This window comes from Streptomyces sp. NPDC048258 (assembly GCF_043201995.1).
Classification (GTDB): Bacteria; Actinomycetota; Actinomycetes; order Streptomycetales; family Streptomycetaceae; genus Streptomyces.
Genome location: NZ_JBICZH010000019.1, coordinates 103235 through 119148, shown reverse-complemented (window position 1 = coordinate 119148; position 15914 = coordinate 103235). Strand labels below are relative to the sequence as shown.

The 15914-nt window shown below is 71.2% G+C and carries 16 protein-coding genes; 2 read left to right on the top strand and 14 right to left on the bottom strand.

The features are described from left to right. The first annotated feature begins 361 nt into the window (after positions 1 to 361). On the top strand, positions 362 to 1858 hold the full coding sequence (locus ACGFYQ_RS32910) for an IMP dehydrogenase (RefSeq protein WP_393749869.1): 1497 nt from the start codon (positions 362 to 364) through the stop codon (positions 1856 to 1858). A 515-nt stretch (positions 1859 to 2373) separates the two neighbouring features. Here ACGFYQ_RS32910 and ACGFYQ_RS32905 read toward each other — a convergent pair. Beyond that, positions 2374 to 2727, bottom strand: coding sequence for a VOC family protein (locus ACGFYQ_RS32905; RefSeq protein ID WP_393749842.1), 354 nt, complete (start codon positions 2725 to 2727; stop codon positions 2374 to 2376). A gap of 381 nt (positions 2728 to 3108) precedes the next feature. Between ACGFYQ_RS32905 and ACGFYQ_RS32900 the strand changes: the two genes are divergently transcribed. Continuing rightward, positions 3109 to 4029, top strand: a complete 921-nt coding sequence (locus ACGFYQ_RS32900; protein WP_393749841.1) for an aminoglycoside phosphotransferase family protein — start codon at positions 3109 to 3111, stop codon at positions 4027 to 4029. A gap of 362 nt (positions 4030 to 4391) precedes the next feature. Here the strand turns inward: ACGFYQ_RS32900 and ACGFYQ_RS32895 are convergent, their stop codons facing one another. The 13 genes from ACGFYQ_RS32895 to ACGFYQ_RS32835 form a co-directional block, all read right to left on the bottom strand. After that, positions 4392 to 4946, bottom strand: coding sequence for a DUF3291 domain-containing protein (locus ACGFYQ_RS32895; protein ID WP_393749840.1), 555 nt, complete (start codon positions 4944 to 4946; stop codon positions 4392 to 4394). Between the two features lie 32 nt (positions 4947 to 4978). Continuing rightward, positions 4979 to 5719 carry a helix-turn-helix transcriptional regulator gene (locus ACGFYQ_RS32890; RefSeq protein WP_393749839.1) on the bottom strand — a complete coding sequence of 247 codons (741 nt, stop codon included), beginning with the start codon at positions 5717 to 5719 and terminating at the stop codon, positions 4979 to 4981. 253 nt (positions 5720 to 5972) lie between these two features. Beyond that, complete coding sequence (locus ACGFYQ_RS32885) at positions 5973 to 6728, bottom strand: alpha/beta hydrolase family protein (protein WP_393749838.1); 756 nt, start codon at positions 6726 to 6728, stop codon at positions 5973 to 5975. Between the two features lie 16 nt (positions 6729 to 6744). Continuing rightward, entirely contained in the window at positions 6745 to 7497 is a 753-nt protein-coding gene (locus ACGFYQ_RS32880; protein WP_393749837.1) for a 4'-phosphopantetheinyl transferase superfamily protein, read from the bottom strand. Beyond that, positions 7488 to 9185, bottom strand: a complete 1698-nt coding sequence (locus tag ACGFYQ_RS32875; protein ID WP_393749836.1) for a class I adenylate-forming enzyme family protein — start codon at positions 9183 to 9185, stop codon at positions 7488 to 7490. The genes ACGFYQ_RS32880 and ACGFYQ_RS32875 overlap by 10 nt, the downstream gene beginning before the upstream one ends. Continuing rightward, entirely contained in the window at positions 9182 to 9490 is a 309-nt protein-coding gene (locus ACGFYQ_RS32870; protein WP_393749835.1) for a phosphopantetheine-binding protein, read from the bottom strand. The genes ACGFYQ_RS32875 and ACGFYQ_RS32870 overlap by 4 nt, the downstream gene beginning before the upstream one ends. Further along, positions 9487 to 10392 (bottom strand): alpha/beta fold hydrolase, encoded by a 906-nt coding sequence (locus ACGFYQ_RS32865; RefSeq protein WP_393749834.1) that lies wholly within the window; start codon positions 10390 to 10392, stop codon positions 9487 to 9489. The genes ACGFYQ_RS32870 and ACGFYQ_RS32865 overlap by 4 nt, the downstream gene beginning before the upstream one ends. Positions 10393 to 10394: 2 nt before the next feature. After that, positions 10395 to 11501, bottom strand: coding sequence for an SDR family oxidoreductase (locus tag ACGFYQ_RS32860; protein WP_393749833.1), 1107 nt, complete (start codon positions 11499 to 11501; stop codon positions 10395 to 10397). Continuing rightward, positions 11498 to 12337 (bottom strand): aminoacyl--tRNA ligase-related protein, encoded by an 840-nt coding sequence (locus ACGFYQ_RS32855; protein WP_393749832.1) that lies wholly within the window; start codon positions 12335 to 12337, stop codon positions 11498 to 11500. The genes ACGFYQ_RS32860 and ACGFYQ_RS32855 overlap by 4 nt, the downstream gene beginning before the upstream one ends. Next, positions 12334 to 13512: an acyl-CoA dehydrogenase family protein gene (locus tag ACGFYQ_RS32850; protein WP_393749831.1), complete on the bottom strand. Its 1179-nt coding sequence runs from the start codon at positions 13510 to 13512 to the stop codon at positions 12334 to 12336. Before ACGFYQ_RS32850 ends, ACGFYQ_RS32855 begins: the two co-directional genes overlap by 4 nt. Continuing rightward, the gene (locus ACGFYQ_RS32845) at positions 13509 to 13787 is read right to left on the bottom strand and encodes a phosphopantetheine-binding protein (protein WP_393749830.1); all 279 of its coding nucleotides are present in this window, start codon (positions 13785 to 13787) and stop codon (positions 13509 to 13511) included. The genes ACGFYQ_RS32850 and ACGFYQ_RS32845 overlap by 4 nt, the downstream gene beginning before the upstream one ends. A gap of 10 nt (positions 13788 to 13797) precedes the next feature. After that, positions 13798 to 14718: a hypothetical protein gene (locus ACGFYQ_RS32840; protein WP_393749829.1), complete on the bottom strand. Its 921-nt coding sequence runs from the start codon at positions 14716 to 14718 to the stop codon at positions 13798 to 13800. Next, positions 14715 to 15824, bottom strand: a complete 1110-nt coding sequence (locus tag ACGFYQ_RS32835; RefSeq protein ID WP_393749828.1) for a DUF3419 family protein — start codon at positions 15822 to 15824, stop codon at positions 14715 to 14717. The genes ACGFYQ_RS32840 and ACGFYQ_RS32835 overlap by 4 nt, the downstream gene beginning before the upstream one ends. Positions 15825 to 15914 lie beyond the last annotated feature (90 nt).

The following is a 15914-nucleotide window of genomic DNA, read 5'->3' as shown; positions in this document are numbered from 1 at the left end:
CGACGGCTCTGGACATCCTCGCCGACGTGACCGGGATGCACCGCCACACGGCGCTCCGCCGGGTCGCCTACGCCGGACGCGACTGGGCCGAGTACCGCGCGGCCCGGGCCGAGGGCCTGAAGCAACCACCCGGGGTTGGCGGTTGCCGGTGACGGCCACGATTCGTGCGTCGGCTGAGTTGATCGATAAGGTGCCAGATCACGACCGCACCCCGTTCGACCCGCGGGCCGGTCAGGGCTCTGCCGCAGTTGGTGGCAACTCCACGGCTGCCGTGCTGATCTCTGCCTGCCCGGGCCCTGGGATACGGGGGCGGTCCTCACGGCGGGCAGTCGGGCCCCGGCCGAAGGGTCAGGAGGAACGAGTGGCACGGATCATCGCCGAAGTCTCACGGACGTTCAACGAGTTTCTGCTCTTGCCGAACCGGACTCGGACCGACTGCTCGGCTGCGACAGTCGACTTGCGCACGCCCCTGGTGCGGCACATCGTGGGCGAGGCGTCGGCGATCGAGCTGCAGTCCCCGTTCACGTCCGCGATCATGCAGGCGGTCAGCACACCCGATCTCGCGATCGCGCTCGCGCGAAACGGTGGTTTCAGCTTCCTGCACCACAATCAGCCGATCCAGGACCAGGCTGCGGCGGTCCGCCAGGTGAAGAACTTCAAGGCCGGGTTCGTCACCAGCGATACCAACGTCCGCCCCGACGACAGCCTGAGCCTCCTGGTCGATGTCATGCGCCGCACCAGTCACAGCACCGCTGCGGTCACCCACGACGGGACCGCCACCGGCCGCCTGCTCGGCCTGGTGACCTCGCGGGACTTCCATCCCCAACGTCATGGTCTGGACGGACCGGTCAGTAGCCGGATGACCGCTATCGCCGACCTGGCCCATGCCGGGCCCGACATCACCCTTTCCGAGGCCAACGCGCGGCTGTGGGACGAACGGCTGGACTGCCTCCCGGTGCTGGATACCGAGGGTCACCTGCAGCATCTGGTGTTCCGTTCCGACTACGCGGACAACAAGCGCTTCCCGAATCAGGTCGTGGACGCTGCCAAGCGTCTGCGTGTGGGCGCAGGTATCAACACCCACGACTATCAGGAGCGCGTCCCGGCCCTGCTGGAGGCAGGCGCGGACGCGTTGTGCTTCGACTCGTCCGACGGCTACAGCGACTGGCAGGCGCAGGCTCTGTCCTGGGTGAAGAAGCACTATCCGGAGATCCCGGTCGGCGGCGGCAACGTGGTCGACGGCGAGGCGTTCACCTTTCTCGCCGAGGCGGGAGCGGACTTCGTCAAGGTCGGGGTGGGTGGCGGCTCCATCTGCATCACTCGGGACCAGAAGGGCATCGGCCGCGGCCAGGCCAGCGCCGTGCTGGACGTGGCGGCAGCCCGGGACGCCTTCCTCGAACGCACCGGGGAGTACGTGCCGATCTGCTCCGATGGCGGGCTGGTGCACGACTACCACGTGGCCCTGGCGCTGGCGATGGGGGCCGATTTCGTCATGATGGGGCGCTACTTCGCACGTTTCGACCAGGCGGCCGGCGCGAAGCTGCCCACCCGTGACGGCTTCGTGAAGGAGTACTGGGGTGAGGGCTCGAACCGGGCCCGCAACTGGCAGCGCTACGGCCAGGGAGGCCAGGGGCTGGTCTTCGAGGAAGGCGTGGACGGCTACGTCCCCTACGCGGGCGACCTCAACGAAGGGCTCGCCCTGACCATGGCCAAGCTCAAGACCACGATGGTCTCCTGCGGCTCCACCACCCTGCCGGAGTTCCGGTCCACGGCCCGGCTGACCCTCGTTTCGGACCAGAGCTTCCAGGAGAGCCACGCGAACGTCACCCTGCGGGACACCCCGGCGACGGTCTCCTGACAAACTTCTGGGTCCCGAGGTGAGGACTACTGGTCGGAGGGGAACAGTGCATGGTCGGAATAACCCCCTCCCGCCAGTAGTGCCGGCGCTTCGTCCCGGCTGCTGCCCCGAGCCCGAGAGCGGACAGCACCTGGTCCACGGCCACGAGTTCAGGACCGCCGGGACGTGGACTTCGCCGCCTGGGCCAGTGCACTCGCCGAACGCCTCGGCCGGGCCCACGACGTGGTCCCCGCCGACCCCGGCGGGCTGATCGGCACAGCCCGGTTCCGCCGCACCCTTGCCTGACACATCGCCCGGCGCCGAGGCGTGCTCGTCGCTCTCCCGATTCAGTACGGCCATCTGCGCACAGCGGGTCAGTGCCGACTCACTTCACCGTCCATGAGCCCGCGGCATGACGCCTGCCACCGACGAACGGGGCCGCATCCGCGCGGCGTGGACCGCATCCTGAACGACACCGCGAACGGTTCCACGGGCGCTCGTCGGGGCCCCTCACCAGGCTCAGACGGAGACTCCGCTCATTGACGTCGCTGGCCAAGGACACAGAACTCGTTACCTTCGGGGTCCGCCAAAACAACCCAAGGTTGATCACCCTGGCCAATATCAACACGTCGTGCACCATGAGCCACAAGACGAGTCACCTCGGCGTCCTGATCATCAGGCCTCAAGTCGAGATGCAGTCGGTTCTTCACCGTCTTGCTTCCCTCATCCCGGCCGAAGAGCAACCCCGGCAGGCGATCCGGCTCCGGGCGGATCTCGAACTCCTCAGCAGAGGAGTTGACCACAACCCAACCAAGAGCCACAGCCCACCACTGCCCCAAAGCCACCGGATCTACCGAGTCAACAACTACCTGCTCCCATTCCAAGGCCATCCGCCGAGCCTAATCTGCCAGGGCTTCAGAAACAGGCGCTGAACTTGCCGTTCAACCTCCGGCGTCCGGCGAGGCGGGTTCGTTTCCGACGGCGATGGTTACTCGGGCGGTCCACGACCCGGGCTCCCGGGGTGGATCCCAGTTCACCTCGACGTCGGTGCCGTGGAAGTCGCGGGCGAGTCCCGTCACCATTGTCGCCGCAGCCGCTCGCGCGTCTTGTGGGTCGGTGTGGATCGGCACGTCCAGGCGCCCGCAGAGCATTCCGCCTTCCATGGTGAGGACGCTGTGGCGCCACCCGTCTGGCGCTGCGTTCGACGCCTGATCTGGACATAGGTCCGCCCGAAATCCATGCAGGCCGCTACCCAACTACCGTTGCTCCACATGACAGTCACCGAGATGGACATCACCGAGGACTTGATCCGAGATCTGCTGCGCGAGCAGCACCCCGACCTGGCGGATCGCCCCCTGAGGCTCGGAGCGCTCGGCTGGGACAATCAAGTGTGGCGGCTCGGCGAGGACCTCGCCGTCCGGTTGCCCTGGGCGACGCAGTCCGCGGACGCGCTGCTGCGCAAGGAACACGCCTGGCTGCCCCTCCTCGCCCCGCACCTTCCTCTGCGGATCCCCGTCCCCCAGCGTCTTGGTGAGCCCTCCGAACGGTTTCCGCGGCCCTGGCTCGTCACCACCTGGGTCCCGGGCGAGCCCGCCGACCGCGCCCCCGCTACGCGCGCCGCGGAGGCGGCCGTCACCCTGGCCGACTTCCTGACCGCCCTCCACCGCCCCGCCCCCGACGGGGCGCCCGCGGGCCGAGACCGCGGTGGCCCGCTGGCCGACACCGCCGAACACTTCACCCAAGGGCTCGCCTCGGCCACCGAACTGGGGCTGATTCGCGACCCGGACGCCGTCCGCGCGGTCTGGGAAGACGCCGCCGCCGCGCCGGATTGGGCAGGCCCAGGACTCTGGCTGCACGGCGACTTGCATCCGGCCAACATCCTGACCACGAATGGCACCTTCTCCGGCGTGATCGACTTCGGCGACCTCTTCGCCGGCGACCCAGCCTGCGACCTCGCCGCCGCCTGGATCCTGCTGCCGGACGGCGCCATCGACCACTTCCACGAGGCCTACCGGCCAAGCCCGGACGCCGCGACCCTACGCCGCGCCCGCGGCTGGGCGGTGCTGCGCGCCCTCGCCGGCATCCACATCGGAGACGCCGGCGTCCACGGCCGCCCCGGGGGCAAGCCCACCTGGGGCCCACCCGCCCACGCCGCACTGCAACGCCTCACCGCAACGGTCCACCAGACTTGACAAAGAACGCGCGGCGCACGGCGCCAGAACGTGCTGTCTGGGCAGCATCGACTCTGGGATGCCCGTCGGGGTCGACTATCCCTCTTCGCCGTAGTCGTCACGGAAGACCGGTCAGAACCCCGTAGTTGGCCGACGCGCTTCCGGGCGGCCGGCAGGGCGCGGGCACGCGTGGGCCCGGCCCGGATCGGCGTGTTCCGGGCCGGGCCGTGGTTCGGCGAGCGGTCGGCTCGCGACGCCGGCGAGGCCTCCGGGTTCGCAGGCGCCGTCCTGGTGGCGGGGATGACGCCGAGCCGGTTGGTCGCGTTGATCAGGACAATCAGGGAGACCAGTGCCGCCGCCCTGCTGGGCTGAGCGTCCCGGCTTCAGACCGCCGCCGAGTCTCCGGCCAACGTCGGCCGCGCGCTCCGGGCGGCCTGCTCAGGCTGCGCGGGCGACGCGGCCTGAAGGTGCTGGGCGGCCTCGGTGGCGGTGTAGGAGGAGGCAAAGGTGAACGCGCGGGGGGACGGCCCGTGCGCCCGCAGGTCCGCCAGCCGCTCCAGGGCCTCGCCGACGGTCGGGAGGTGACCGGCGGGGACCCACCAGAGCACCAGGTGGGCCTCGACGTGCCGTTCGAACCATTCGCGGCGCCGCCGCATCACCTCCAGGTGCCCGCTGCGGTAGGCGAAGTCCCACAGAGCCTCCTGGGTCTCCCACACCGACAGGTTGACGATGACCGCCTCGCCCGCCGGGCGCAGGCCGGTGGCGTCGGCCGCCCCCTCCTCCACGAGCCGCCACACGAAGCCGGGCGCGCCGTCGGCGGCGGCGTTGACCGGATCGAGCATCTCGACGAACGGCGCGATGCGCGGGTCGTCGAAGGGGTGGCTGAGCGTGGCGACGTTGAGCTGGGCAAGGTGGGCGGCATGCGCGGATGCGGTCATGGCCTCATCCCAGCACGGCCCCCTTTTCTATGTCAATGAATATTGTTTTTAGAAGTCTCGACCACTACGCAGCAACACTCCCCCGGTCTGGCGTCCATGCGAGCGCGGACGGGACCGTCCGCACCGAGCAGCCCCTCCAGCAGCGCGAGATTCATGCCGCAGACGAGCGGCGGGAAGCGTTCGGCGACGGCATGAAAGGGGCAGTTGCGCATACGGACGACGCGTCCGGCCTCCCCGGTCGCCCCCTCGGCGCCTTCGGCGTCCCGGACACCCTCGGTGGCGTCTTGGACGCCCTCGACACCCTCGACGCCCTCCAGGTGCGGTTCATAGCCGCGGGCGGCCAGCATCTCCATGGCCTCCTCGAGGCCGCCACAGGGCGCCGCCGAGCCGCGCAGGGCCTCACCCCGACGGCGCGCCGCCGCGCAGAGCCCGGCGTCGAGCCCGGCCTGCTCGGCGGCCTCGGCGAGCAGCTCGGCGGCGGTGCGGTAGTCGCGGGCGGGCAGCGACACCGACCGCTCGGCCCGCGCCCGCGTGTACACCTTGGCGGGACGGCCCGCCCCCGGCCCCGAGCGGCCCGTCAGGCGGCGGCTACCGCTCTCCAGCAGTCCGGCCTCGGTCAGCCTGTCCAGATGGTGCGCAGCGAGCGTGCGCGCCACCCCGACCGCCTCGGCGGCTTCGTTGCGGCCGACCTCACGGCCCTGTGCCGCCACGTACTCATACAGGCGGCGCCGCACCGGATCCTGCAACACCGCGATCGCATCGATGTCCTTCACATGGCCATTCTAGGAACAACACAGGTTGGAGATAGAAAGGCGGGACCCGCCGCGGCTGGTGCGCCCCGAGGAACGCCCCCAGCCGGTCGGCCGCACCGGGTCCGGCGACGGCGACTGGCCAGCGGTCCCGCCCAGCGGCTTCCCCATGGGAAGCCCCCCAGCCACCCACTGACCGGAGCCACCAAGCCGTAGCCGATCCACGCTCAGTGCGCTCTCTGAGCTCCGTCGCGGACGCCCGTTCCCTGCGCGACGATCACGTCGAGCCGGCTGGGGTGACGGATTCCGTGAGCCACCTGGCTATGCGATGCATCAGGGCAGGGGCGGTGCCTGCTTCCGCGTGGGACTGTGCTGCTTCCACCCAGAGGAACGTGGGAGCGCCCGCCGCCTCCTTGAGGGCGTGGGCCGTTTCGGGCGGGTAGTACGGGTCCCTGTCGCCGTGGATCAGGAGGAGTGGGGTGGGGGCGACCCTTGGGACCGCGTCCAGCGGGGATTCCGTCGCCGGGTTCCACGGGATGGAGGAGAGGCGGGTGCCGGTCGCCAGGCGCATGACGGCGCGGCCGGGGGTCGTCGAAATCAGTCTCTGGACCAGGCGCATCCGCGTGGTTCCCCTGTACTGCCAGCGAGCCGGTGCGCTGATCGATACCGCGGCCTCCAGCAGGTCCGGGTGGGCCGCGGCCAGGCGGATCACACAGGCCGCGCCCATCGAGAAACCCACCGCCGCCACCTTGGCGTAGCCCTCCGCGCGGGCGAACTCCACCGCGGCCGCGAGGTCGTGGACTTCCTCTTCGCCGCCCGTGGACAGGCCCGACGAGCGGCCGTGGCCCCGGAAGTCGAACGCCACCACCGACGCTGTGCGGTTGAGTTCCGCCGCCAGCCGGCGGAAGGCGGACCGACGGTGGCTTCCCGCGAAGCTGTGCGCCATGACGACGCAGAGGTCCGAACCGGCCGGACCACGCAGGTGGGTGGCGTCCAGTCGCTCGCCGTCGCGGGTCAGCAGAGTGACGTTCATCCTGTCCTTCGGTCGGTCAGTCGTGCGGGAGGGGATCCTCTACCCGAGCCGCGCGACGGGCAGCAGGTCCCGTCGCCCGCGTGGCAGGACGGGCCGTGGCGGTGAGCACCGAGCCGTCGAGGCCGCGCAGGACCCGTACATGAAGGGGAGGTTCATCGGCGACACGCGCCGTGAAGCCGTGCGGCGCCGCCGTGCAGACGATGCGGGGCAACCTCAGCTCACCGCCGTCCGGGGCCTGCCCGCCCCATGCCTTGTACACGCTCTCCTTGGCGGAGAAGAGGGCGAGCAGATCGGAGGCGTCGTCGTCAGGGGAGCAGAACAGCCGGGCCGTGCGCGGCCCGAGCACCGGGCGGCTCGCGCCCGTCTCCAGATCGACGCCCACCCCGGCGAACCGCCGACCGGGGCCGACCGCCGCCACCGCCCAGCCGCCGCTGTGGCTCAGCGAGCCCTCGACGGCCGGCGCGAACAGCGGTCGGCAGCCCGCCCGCAGCACGGGCCCGGGCCTGCCACCCAGCGCCGCCACGGCCCGGCGGGCGGCGAGCCGGCCCGCCGCGAATTCGCGGCGCCGGGCCGGGGTGCGGCACTCGAGGTCGAGCAGCGCGCGCTCCCCGGCGAACAGCTCGGCGTGCTCGTCGAGCCGGGCGAAGGCGAGCGTGAGGACTCCCGCGCCCGGGACGTCGATGACATCCGGCCCGGGCACGCCGACCGGGCCGTCTCCGGTGAGGGGATCACCGAAGACGGCCCGGTCCGCTGCGACCGTCAGGTCCAATTGCCCAGGCCCATGGCCGACGAGCCCTCGAAGAGCTGCTCCCGGAGCATCACCCGGCGCACCTTCCACGTCGCCGTGCGCGGGAACTCGTCCCAGCGGATGTGGATCGGCTCCGACATCGTCGGCAGATCCGCGGTGGCCCGTGCCCACGCCTCGGCGGGGACCGGCTCGTCACCCTGGGTGCTGTACACGGGCTGCGGCTTCGAGCCGGCCACGGCCAGCACGATCACCTCGGTGGTCTCCGGCAGCCGGTCGAGGAGCACGTCCTCGATCTCCAGCGCGCTGCCGCCGGGTATCCGGTCGATCTCCCGGTCGATCAGCCGCACCGCACCCCAGCGGTTGATCAGCGCCAGGTCGCCGAGGTTCCACCACTGGCCGTCCCGCTTGTTGTCGTGGCGCTCCTGCTCGCCGACGTACGCGAGACAGCGGCCCGGCGCGGAGAACTGGATCAGGCCGATCTCCCCGCGGCGCACCGGCCGTCCGGTGTCCGGGTCGAGGGCGCGGATCTTGCCGAAGCCCGGGACCGGCCAGCCCAGCACCTGGGTGGGCGGCGGCCGGTGGCCGAGCCGCTTCACCGAGCCGCGCAGGTACGGGCGGATCGCCACGGCACCGGCCTCGGTCTGGCTCCACGACTGCACCCAGACCGGCAGCTTGCGGTCGGTGGCCGCGAGGAAGGTCCGCACGGTACGGGTGTGGATGGCGTCGAAGGAGTTCACGTACACGCGTACGTTCCGGAAGGGCCGCTCGGGGTCGCGCGCCAGCGCCTCCCAGGCGAGGAACGCGTTGGGCAGCGTCTCGACCAGCGTCGGCCGGTGCTCGACCAGCAGCTCGCGCACTCGCGGCGAGAGCGGATCGGACATCATGACCAGCTTGGGCGCGACGGTCGCGAGCGGCAGCAGTCCGGTGATGACGCGCTGGTGGGAGTACGGCTCGCAGAACGCGACCGTGTCGTCCTCGCGCAGCCGGAAGAACGGCCAGCGCTCGGCCTCCACCAGGGCCAGCGAGTACAGCGATTCGGCCGAGTGCAGCACCAGCTTGGGGATGCCGGTGGTGCCGGAGGTGTGGGTGATCACCATGGGCTCGTGGTGCGCGCGCAGCGCCGGCGCGGGCACCGGGCCGCCGCCGAGCTCCGCGAACACGCGGAGGTCCGGCCGGTCCTGGGGCACCTCGCCCACGCACGCCGTGGCCACGGTCAGTTCGGCGAGGGTGTCCTTGTCGAGCCGCATCCGCTCGACGGTCGCCGCGTCGGTGATCAGATACGGCCGCTCCAGGCGGCCCAGCATCACGGTGATCGTCTCGTGCGCGTGGTTGTTGGTGATCAGCGCGGGCACGGCGCCGATCCGGGCGGCGGCGGAGGCCAGCAGCGCCACGTCCAGGTGGTTCTCCTTGACGACGGCCACCCGGTCCCAGGGCCGCACGCCGAGCGCCACCAGCTTGGTGGCGAGCTCGTCGACGAGGGCCGCCCACTGGCGGTAGCTGCGCTCCTGCGGACCCTCCGGGTCCACGTCGGGGGCCCGGTCGACGATCACCGGGTTGCGCGGGTTGCGCTGCGCGGCGAGGTGCCACACCTCGCCGATCCGCCCGGTGATGGGCACCCGGGAGAACGGCGTGAGGCGCCGCCGGAAGCGGGTCGGCGCGTAGTCCGTGAGGAACTTCGGGAGCGTACGGTCGGAGGATGTCGAGGTCACGTCAGGTCTCGATTCGGAGTCGCGGGGGTGGCAGGGGTGGCACCGGCGGCACTGATGTGGGCGGCCATCGCGTCGAGGGAGCCGATGACCGACTCCTCCACGTCGTCGTCCCAGACATGGCCGAACTCGTCCTCGATCGCGACGAGGAACTCAAGCAGCTTCACGGAGGTCAGACCGAGCCGGCGCAGCGAACCGGGGCCGGTCTCGGTGACCGGCCCCTCCAGCACATCGGCGGCCACACGCTCCAACAGGGCAACGAGGCGTGCGAGGAGGGCCTGCCGGTCTTCCGTCACCGGGGTGCTCATCGGTCCTTCCCTTCGGTCGCGGGGGCGGTCCACGGCGCGGGGAACGTCCCGCCCTCCACCGAGGCGACGAAGCGCGCGACGGCATCCTGGAACGCCTCGGGCTGCTCGAAGTACGGCAGGTGGCCGCACTCCCGGATGATCTCCACCGCCGCGTTCGGCATGATCGCCGCCGTGGCGTCCAGCGTCGACTCGGTCGTGGAGAAGTCGTCGTCACCGGAGAGCAGCAGCGTGGCCGCCTCGATGCCGGTGAGCCGCTCCACCTGGTCGCCGGCGCCGAGCGCCTCGCGCAGGTTGGCGCGCAGCTGGGCCGCCGAGTTGATGGCGAGGAACCGCTCGCGCAGCGCGAGATACGCGCCCGATCCGCCCTCGGCGATCGCCTTGTCGCCGAACACCAGGGGATAGATCAGGTCGAACAGCGCCCGCGGGCCGCCGGCGTCCAGCGCCGCCAGCCAGGACTTGGCGATACGCCGGCGGCGCGAGGAGCCGCGCGGGCTGAACGGCGGACCGACCAGTACCAGACCTGCCACCCGCTCGGGGTAGGCGTTGGCGAAGTCCCGGCAGATCAGTGTGGAGATGGAGGTGCCGACGAGATACGTGCGCTCGATTCCGAGGTCGTCGAGGAGCGACTTCAGGTCCTCGGTGTGCTGCGCGAACTCCGCCGGATGCCCCTCGGACGCGCCCTGGTTGCGCAGGTCGTACGAGAGCAGCCGGTGGTCGCCGACGAGGTTCCCGGTGAAGTTCCGCCAGGCGGTGCTCACCACGTAGATCGTCGACACCAGCGTGACGACCGGTCCCTCGGTGCCTCGCAGCTCGTAGTAGAGCTCGCTGCCGTCCTCGGTGCGGTGCAGCGCCTGCCTGCCGTCGTAGGCGAGGTCCCACGACTCGATGCCCTTGACGTGCATGGTCAGTCTCCTCTCAGCCCGCGGCGGTCCAGGTACCAGCCCATGAAGTCCGCGAGCCGCTCCGGGGGCAGGGGGTGGTCGAGAACGTCGTCGCCGACGAGCTTGTTGACGCTCGCCAGGTCGAAGTCCTTCGAGCCGTGTATGTACGAGCGGTAGAACTCCAGGCGCTCGTCGACGCGTTCGTCGATCAGCGTGAACTCCTCCGCGTCCGTCACGTACACGGGCTTGCGGATGGCCAGCAGCTCGCACAGCACGGACAGCGACTCGCCGACCGTGGGCTGGCGGCAGTTGGCCAGGTGGTAGACGTCCGAGTCGCCGTCGGCGAGACTCACGCCGACCGCCGCCGCCACCACCCGGTCCACGGGGATGAAGTTGATCCGCGCTTCGGCGGCGGCGCGGATCCGCAGCGGCCGGAAGACCAGCATGTCGCCGAGGTGCCGGCGCACTTCGGCGCGCGCGGCGGACAGCCCGTTCACGAAGCCGTACATGCCGGTGAAGCTGGTCGCGGCCAGGGTGCGGCTGTGTCCGATGACGATGCTGGGCCGGAAGATCCGGGTGCGGTCGAAGCCGGCGGCGAGCACCGCCGCCTCCGCCTGGATCTTGCTGTGTTCGTACGCGTTGTTGCTGACGGTGTCCACGGGCACGGGCCGGGCCGGTATCCAGCCGGTCCGCTCGCCCACGACGTACGCGGTGCTCACGTAGTTGAAGCGGGGCGCGTTCAGTGCCTCGGCGAGGCCTATGACGTGTCGCGTGCCGTCGAGGTTGTCGCGCAGGATCTCGTCCTTGCGGCGCTCCTCGAAGTCCAGGGAGGCCGCGGCGTGCCAGACCTCGTCGACGTCCGGCAGCCCGGTGGTGTCCACGCCGCAGCGCTCCTCCGTCACATCGCCGGGCAGCGCCCGGCAACGCGTGGCGATCAGCGGGATCAGTTGCTGCTCGCCGTAGGCCTCGGCCGCCGCGGTGAGCGCGGCCTCGAGCCGCTGCTGCGCGGGGCGGCCCGGCCGTTCCCGAACGACACATGTGATGTCGGCGTCGGTACGGCGCAGCAGTTCCAGGACCAGGGCGCCGCCGACGAAGCCGGTCGCGCCGGTCACCAGGTGGTGTGCGTTCATTCGGCGGCCTCCGTGAGGGACGGCCAGTTCGCGAGGTCGTCGCCGTGGGCGTGGATGAGGGCGAGGGTGACGCGCTCCAGGCCGAAGGCGGTGCACGCGCTGTGCGCGGTGCCCCGGCCCGCGTAGGTGATGCCGAACCGGGCGCCGAGGTGGTCCTTGTGGCAGTTGGCCGAGGCGATGGCCGTGCCCCGGTCGTCGTCGGAAAGCCTGGCGACGAACTCGTACTTCAGGGACTGCTCCAGCTGGCTGGCGCGCATGAACCGCCCGCCGGGACCGAAGAACGGGTCGGTTGCCGACTGCACGTCGACCTTCACTCCGAGCCGCGAGAACAGCGCCTCGCAGCGGGCGATCCACTCGTCCCGCCAGTCGACCGTGGCATCGGCGTCGCCCACCATGACGAACTCACGCATCCGGAAGGAGCGGAAACGCCCGAGTTCGGTGGTCGCCTCGTGCCGGTAGCAGTAGCCGGCCACGTCCGCGTGCACCGACTCGGTCAACTCCCGGTCGGCGAACGACGGATAGACGCTGTAGCAGGCAGCGGGCGCGAGCACCACGCCCGAGGAGGAGGGGCCTTCGGCCGGGGCGGACCCCTCGGCGAGGGCGTGCACGGTGCCCAGCAGGTGCGGGAAGGACTCGGCGTACTCCGCCCGTTCCACCAGCTCCTGCGCGACGACCGGCGGGTACCAGACGGGGCCTGGCGAGGGCACCGCGCCGGCGGTGTTCAGGGCCTGCTGCAGTCCGGCGATCACCTCCTCGAAGCGCGGGGAGAGGCCGAGGGTCCCGGGCAGCCCGGTGGGGGCGGTCCAGCCGCCGTGCGTCCGCTCGTACGCGGTCATGCGTCGATCACACTCCCTCCGAGGAGGAGAAGTTGGGAATTGGACTGGTCCAGACGGGAGTTGGCGATCATCAGCCGCGCCGAGTGGAGGTCCCGCAGATGGCGGGCGACCGAGTACGGACCGGACTCGCTGTAGCCGGCCATGCCGCAGATCTCCAGGGTCTGCTCGACCACCCGCAGGCAGCCGACGGACACCGAGGTCTTCAGGGCGTTGGCCCGTACGGTGATCGGGGTGGGGTCGGTGTCCGGCTCGGCGGTGAACCGGGTGTAGTCCGCGCCGAACTGCCGTACGGAGTCCTGCAGGACACGCAGCGAGGCGTACGCCTGCCCGAGGCGCGGGTCGTCCACGACGGTGCCGGACCTCAGCTGGGCACGGGCGCGGGCACGGGCGAACGACGCGGCGCGGCGCACCGCGTCGGCCGCGATGCCGGTCCACACGCCGGCCCACAGCAGATGCGACAGCGGCACCATGCAGCGGGTCGCGATGTCACCGAACGGCTCGGGCAGCACCTGGGCGGCGGGGACGCGGGCGGTGAGGGAGTGCGGGGGGCTGCAGGTGCCGCGCATGCCCATGGTGTTCCACTCACCGGTCCGGGTGAGCCGTGCCTGCCCCGACCTGACCAGCACCAGCACCTGGTCGGTGGGCGCGGCGTCCGGGCGGGAGCGGGCCGTGACGAGGAAGCTGTCGGCGTAGGCACCGTAGGAGACGGTGGTGGCCTGCTTCTCAAGGAGCAGCTCCTCACCGTCCGGCACCAGCGCGCATCGGCTCTCGCGCAGACTGCCGCCGACACCGGCCTCGGAGGTGATGGAGGCCACCAGCTGCTGTTCGGCGCACGCCTCCCGGAGGTACGCGGCGAGCTCCGGCGACGTGGCGGCCGCGCCCGCGAGGCAGGCGAGCTGCAGCTGGTGCATCGCCCAGACCATCGCGGTGGAACCGCATCCGCCGCCCAGGACGGCGGCCAGCGCGGCGAGTTCGGCCGGGGTGAAGCCGTGGCCGCCGTACTCCTGCGGAGCGGCGGCGGACAGGAGCCGCTCCGCGCGCAGGGCGGCCAGCGGCTCGGCGGGGAACGCGGCGTCGCGGTCCGTGGCGGGCGCGTGCTCGACGAGGACGTCCCGGGCACGCAGCGCGGCCTCGCGTGCTTCGGCGAACGACAGCGCGCAGTCGGTTGCCGTCACCGTTCGGCTCCCGAGGTGGCGCCGGTGATGTCCAGGAGTACGCCGCTGAAGTGGCCGATCGAGCTGAACAGGGCCCGTCCCACGTGCTGTTCCGGGATCTCCACGTCGAGCGCGTCCTCCACGGCGAGCAGGACGCGGACCGAGTGGAGCGAGGTCAGGCCGATCGCGTACAGGTCGGCGTCGCGCTCCACCTCCCGGGCGGCGTCGCCCAGGTCGGAGTGGGCGACGAGCGCCTCGCGGATGACGCGGTCGTACTGCCGTGCGTTGTCGTCCATCAGTTCCTCTTCACTCAGCCTGTGCGGTGAGGGCGGACACCAGCGCGTCCACCGCCACCGTCAGGCGTGTCTCTCTGTCGCCGAGTTCGGCCAGCATGCGCAACAGCCGGGCATGGCCCGTGGCGCCGCCGCCGCTCTCGCGGGACAGGGTGTGCAGCAGGTACCAGCGACGGGAGAGCGACGTGAAGCCCTCCGCGACGACGGCGGCCTCTTCGCCGGTCCGCGCGTCGGCCGCCAGATGCTTGAACAGCTTGCCCAGGTAGAGCCGTTCGGCCGCCACCCCGCTGACGTCGAGCACGCCCGCCGTCCCCGCCTCGCAGGCGGCGAGGTAGCCCTCGAAGGCCGCGCGGTCGGCGCTCCGGTGGGTGAGGGCGTCCTCGCGCACCGCCGTGGCCAGCTCCAGGGCGGTGGCCCTGTGCCGGGGCCCTGAGGTGAGCAGCAGGGTGCGGAAGGAGCCGGCCACCTCGGCGGAGCGCATGCGTCGCCACTCCTCGGCGGAGTACGCCGTGGGCTCGGGCCGGTTCATGGGGTCGCTGATCCACACCCGGTCCCCGTCGTGGGCCAGGAGCAGCACGCAGTGCGCGATGTGCTCCTTGCCCTCGTACGAGGACGGCAGGTGAAAGGCGTCCACGGCGGCCGCCACGGGGTGTTCACCGGCCAGGGACTCGCGCTCGGCGCGCTCGGCCGCGTCCCAGGAGTCGAAGGTGCGGTCGGCGAGGTCCATGTGGTGGACGGCGGCGGCCGCCGCGCTCCAGCGCTCGCTGCCGTCCAGGACCGGACCGCCGCCCCAGGAGAACCCCCAGCTGGTGCAGAGGGTCTCCGCCGCGTGCCCGAGCCTCTTCCAGGAGGCGAGGTTCGCGGCGCACTGCTGGTAGCAGCTGCCGAAGGGCGCGGTGCCGGTGATGGCGGGCGCCAGCTCGAGCAGGCTCACGCCTTGAGCTCCCAGAGCTGGTAATGCGGGTAGTAGCCGACGCGGTCGGCCCCCTTGGCCGCGGCCTCGGCCTCCGTGTCGCGGACCCAGCCGAGCTTCGCCGCGTGCGCGGTGAACGGGCGCTCCTTGAGGAAGGACCGGACGAACACGCGGGCGCCCGGGGTGGCGGTGCGGGTGAGTTGGTCGAAGGTCTGCTCGACGTAGTCGTTCTCGCACCAGTCGAGGACGTTGCTCAGGTTGAAGCCGCTGACCTCGCCGTCGGCCAGACCGCCGAGGAACTCCAACAGGTGCCCGGTCGCCCACTCGATGCGCGGCAGGGCCTCCTTCAGCCGGTCGTTCCGGTCCGCCTCGAGGTACGGCGGCAGGGCGCCGCCTGGCAGGTAGCCGCCGAAGCACCAGCGGTGCATGTAGTAGTTGCCGGTCGGGTCGTCCTCGACCAGACGCTGCTCGATGACGGAGAGCAGGAACTCGGGGAAGGGCGAGCAGTCGAAGATGTCGTGGAAGCTCGCCGGGGTGAAGACGTCCTTCAGCGAGTCCTCGGCGAAGAAGAGCTGGAAGACCGGCAGCAGCTTGGCCGCGATGTCCTCGCCCTTCCACAGCTTGACCCGCTCGGCCCGGTCCGGCTCTGTCATCAGGGTGCGCAGCACGTGGTCGGGCACCGCCTTGTGGATCTCGGCCCGGACCACGCCGACCAGCTGCTCGAACGCACCGATCTGCAACAGGCCATGCTGAAGCGCGAGTTCCCTTGCCGCAGGATCCTCGATGGTGGTTCCAGCGGCCGTCAGCACCTCGTCGAGCAGCGCTGTGCGCCCCTCGGCGGGGGCTTCGTGGACGCCGAGGAGCGTCATCGCCGCGTCGTACGAAAGTCCGCCGAGCACGGCCGACTTGGCGCGGCAGTACGCGGTCTGGGCCGGGCTGATGTCGAGGCCGTAGACCTTCGCCGGCCCGTCGAGCGCCAGGTTGAGGACGTTGTCACCGCCGGAGGCGATGCTGAAGACCGTGTCGGCCGAGCCGGCGCGCAGCCAGGAGCGGATGGGCTGCTCGTCCTCCAGGACCTCGCTGTAGACAGGGGGAAGCGCCGTGATACTGCCGAACGTGCCGTGCAACGCTGAACTCTCCCTCGTTCCATGATCCTTGAAGCTGTCGGGCACCACCTCAACAGCCTGGCCGCCAGAATTCAACGTTCTTTTTGATCA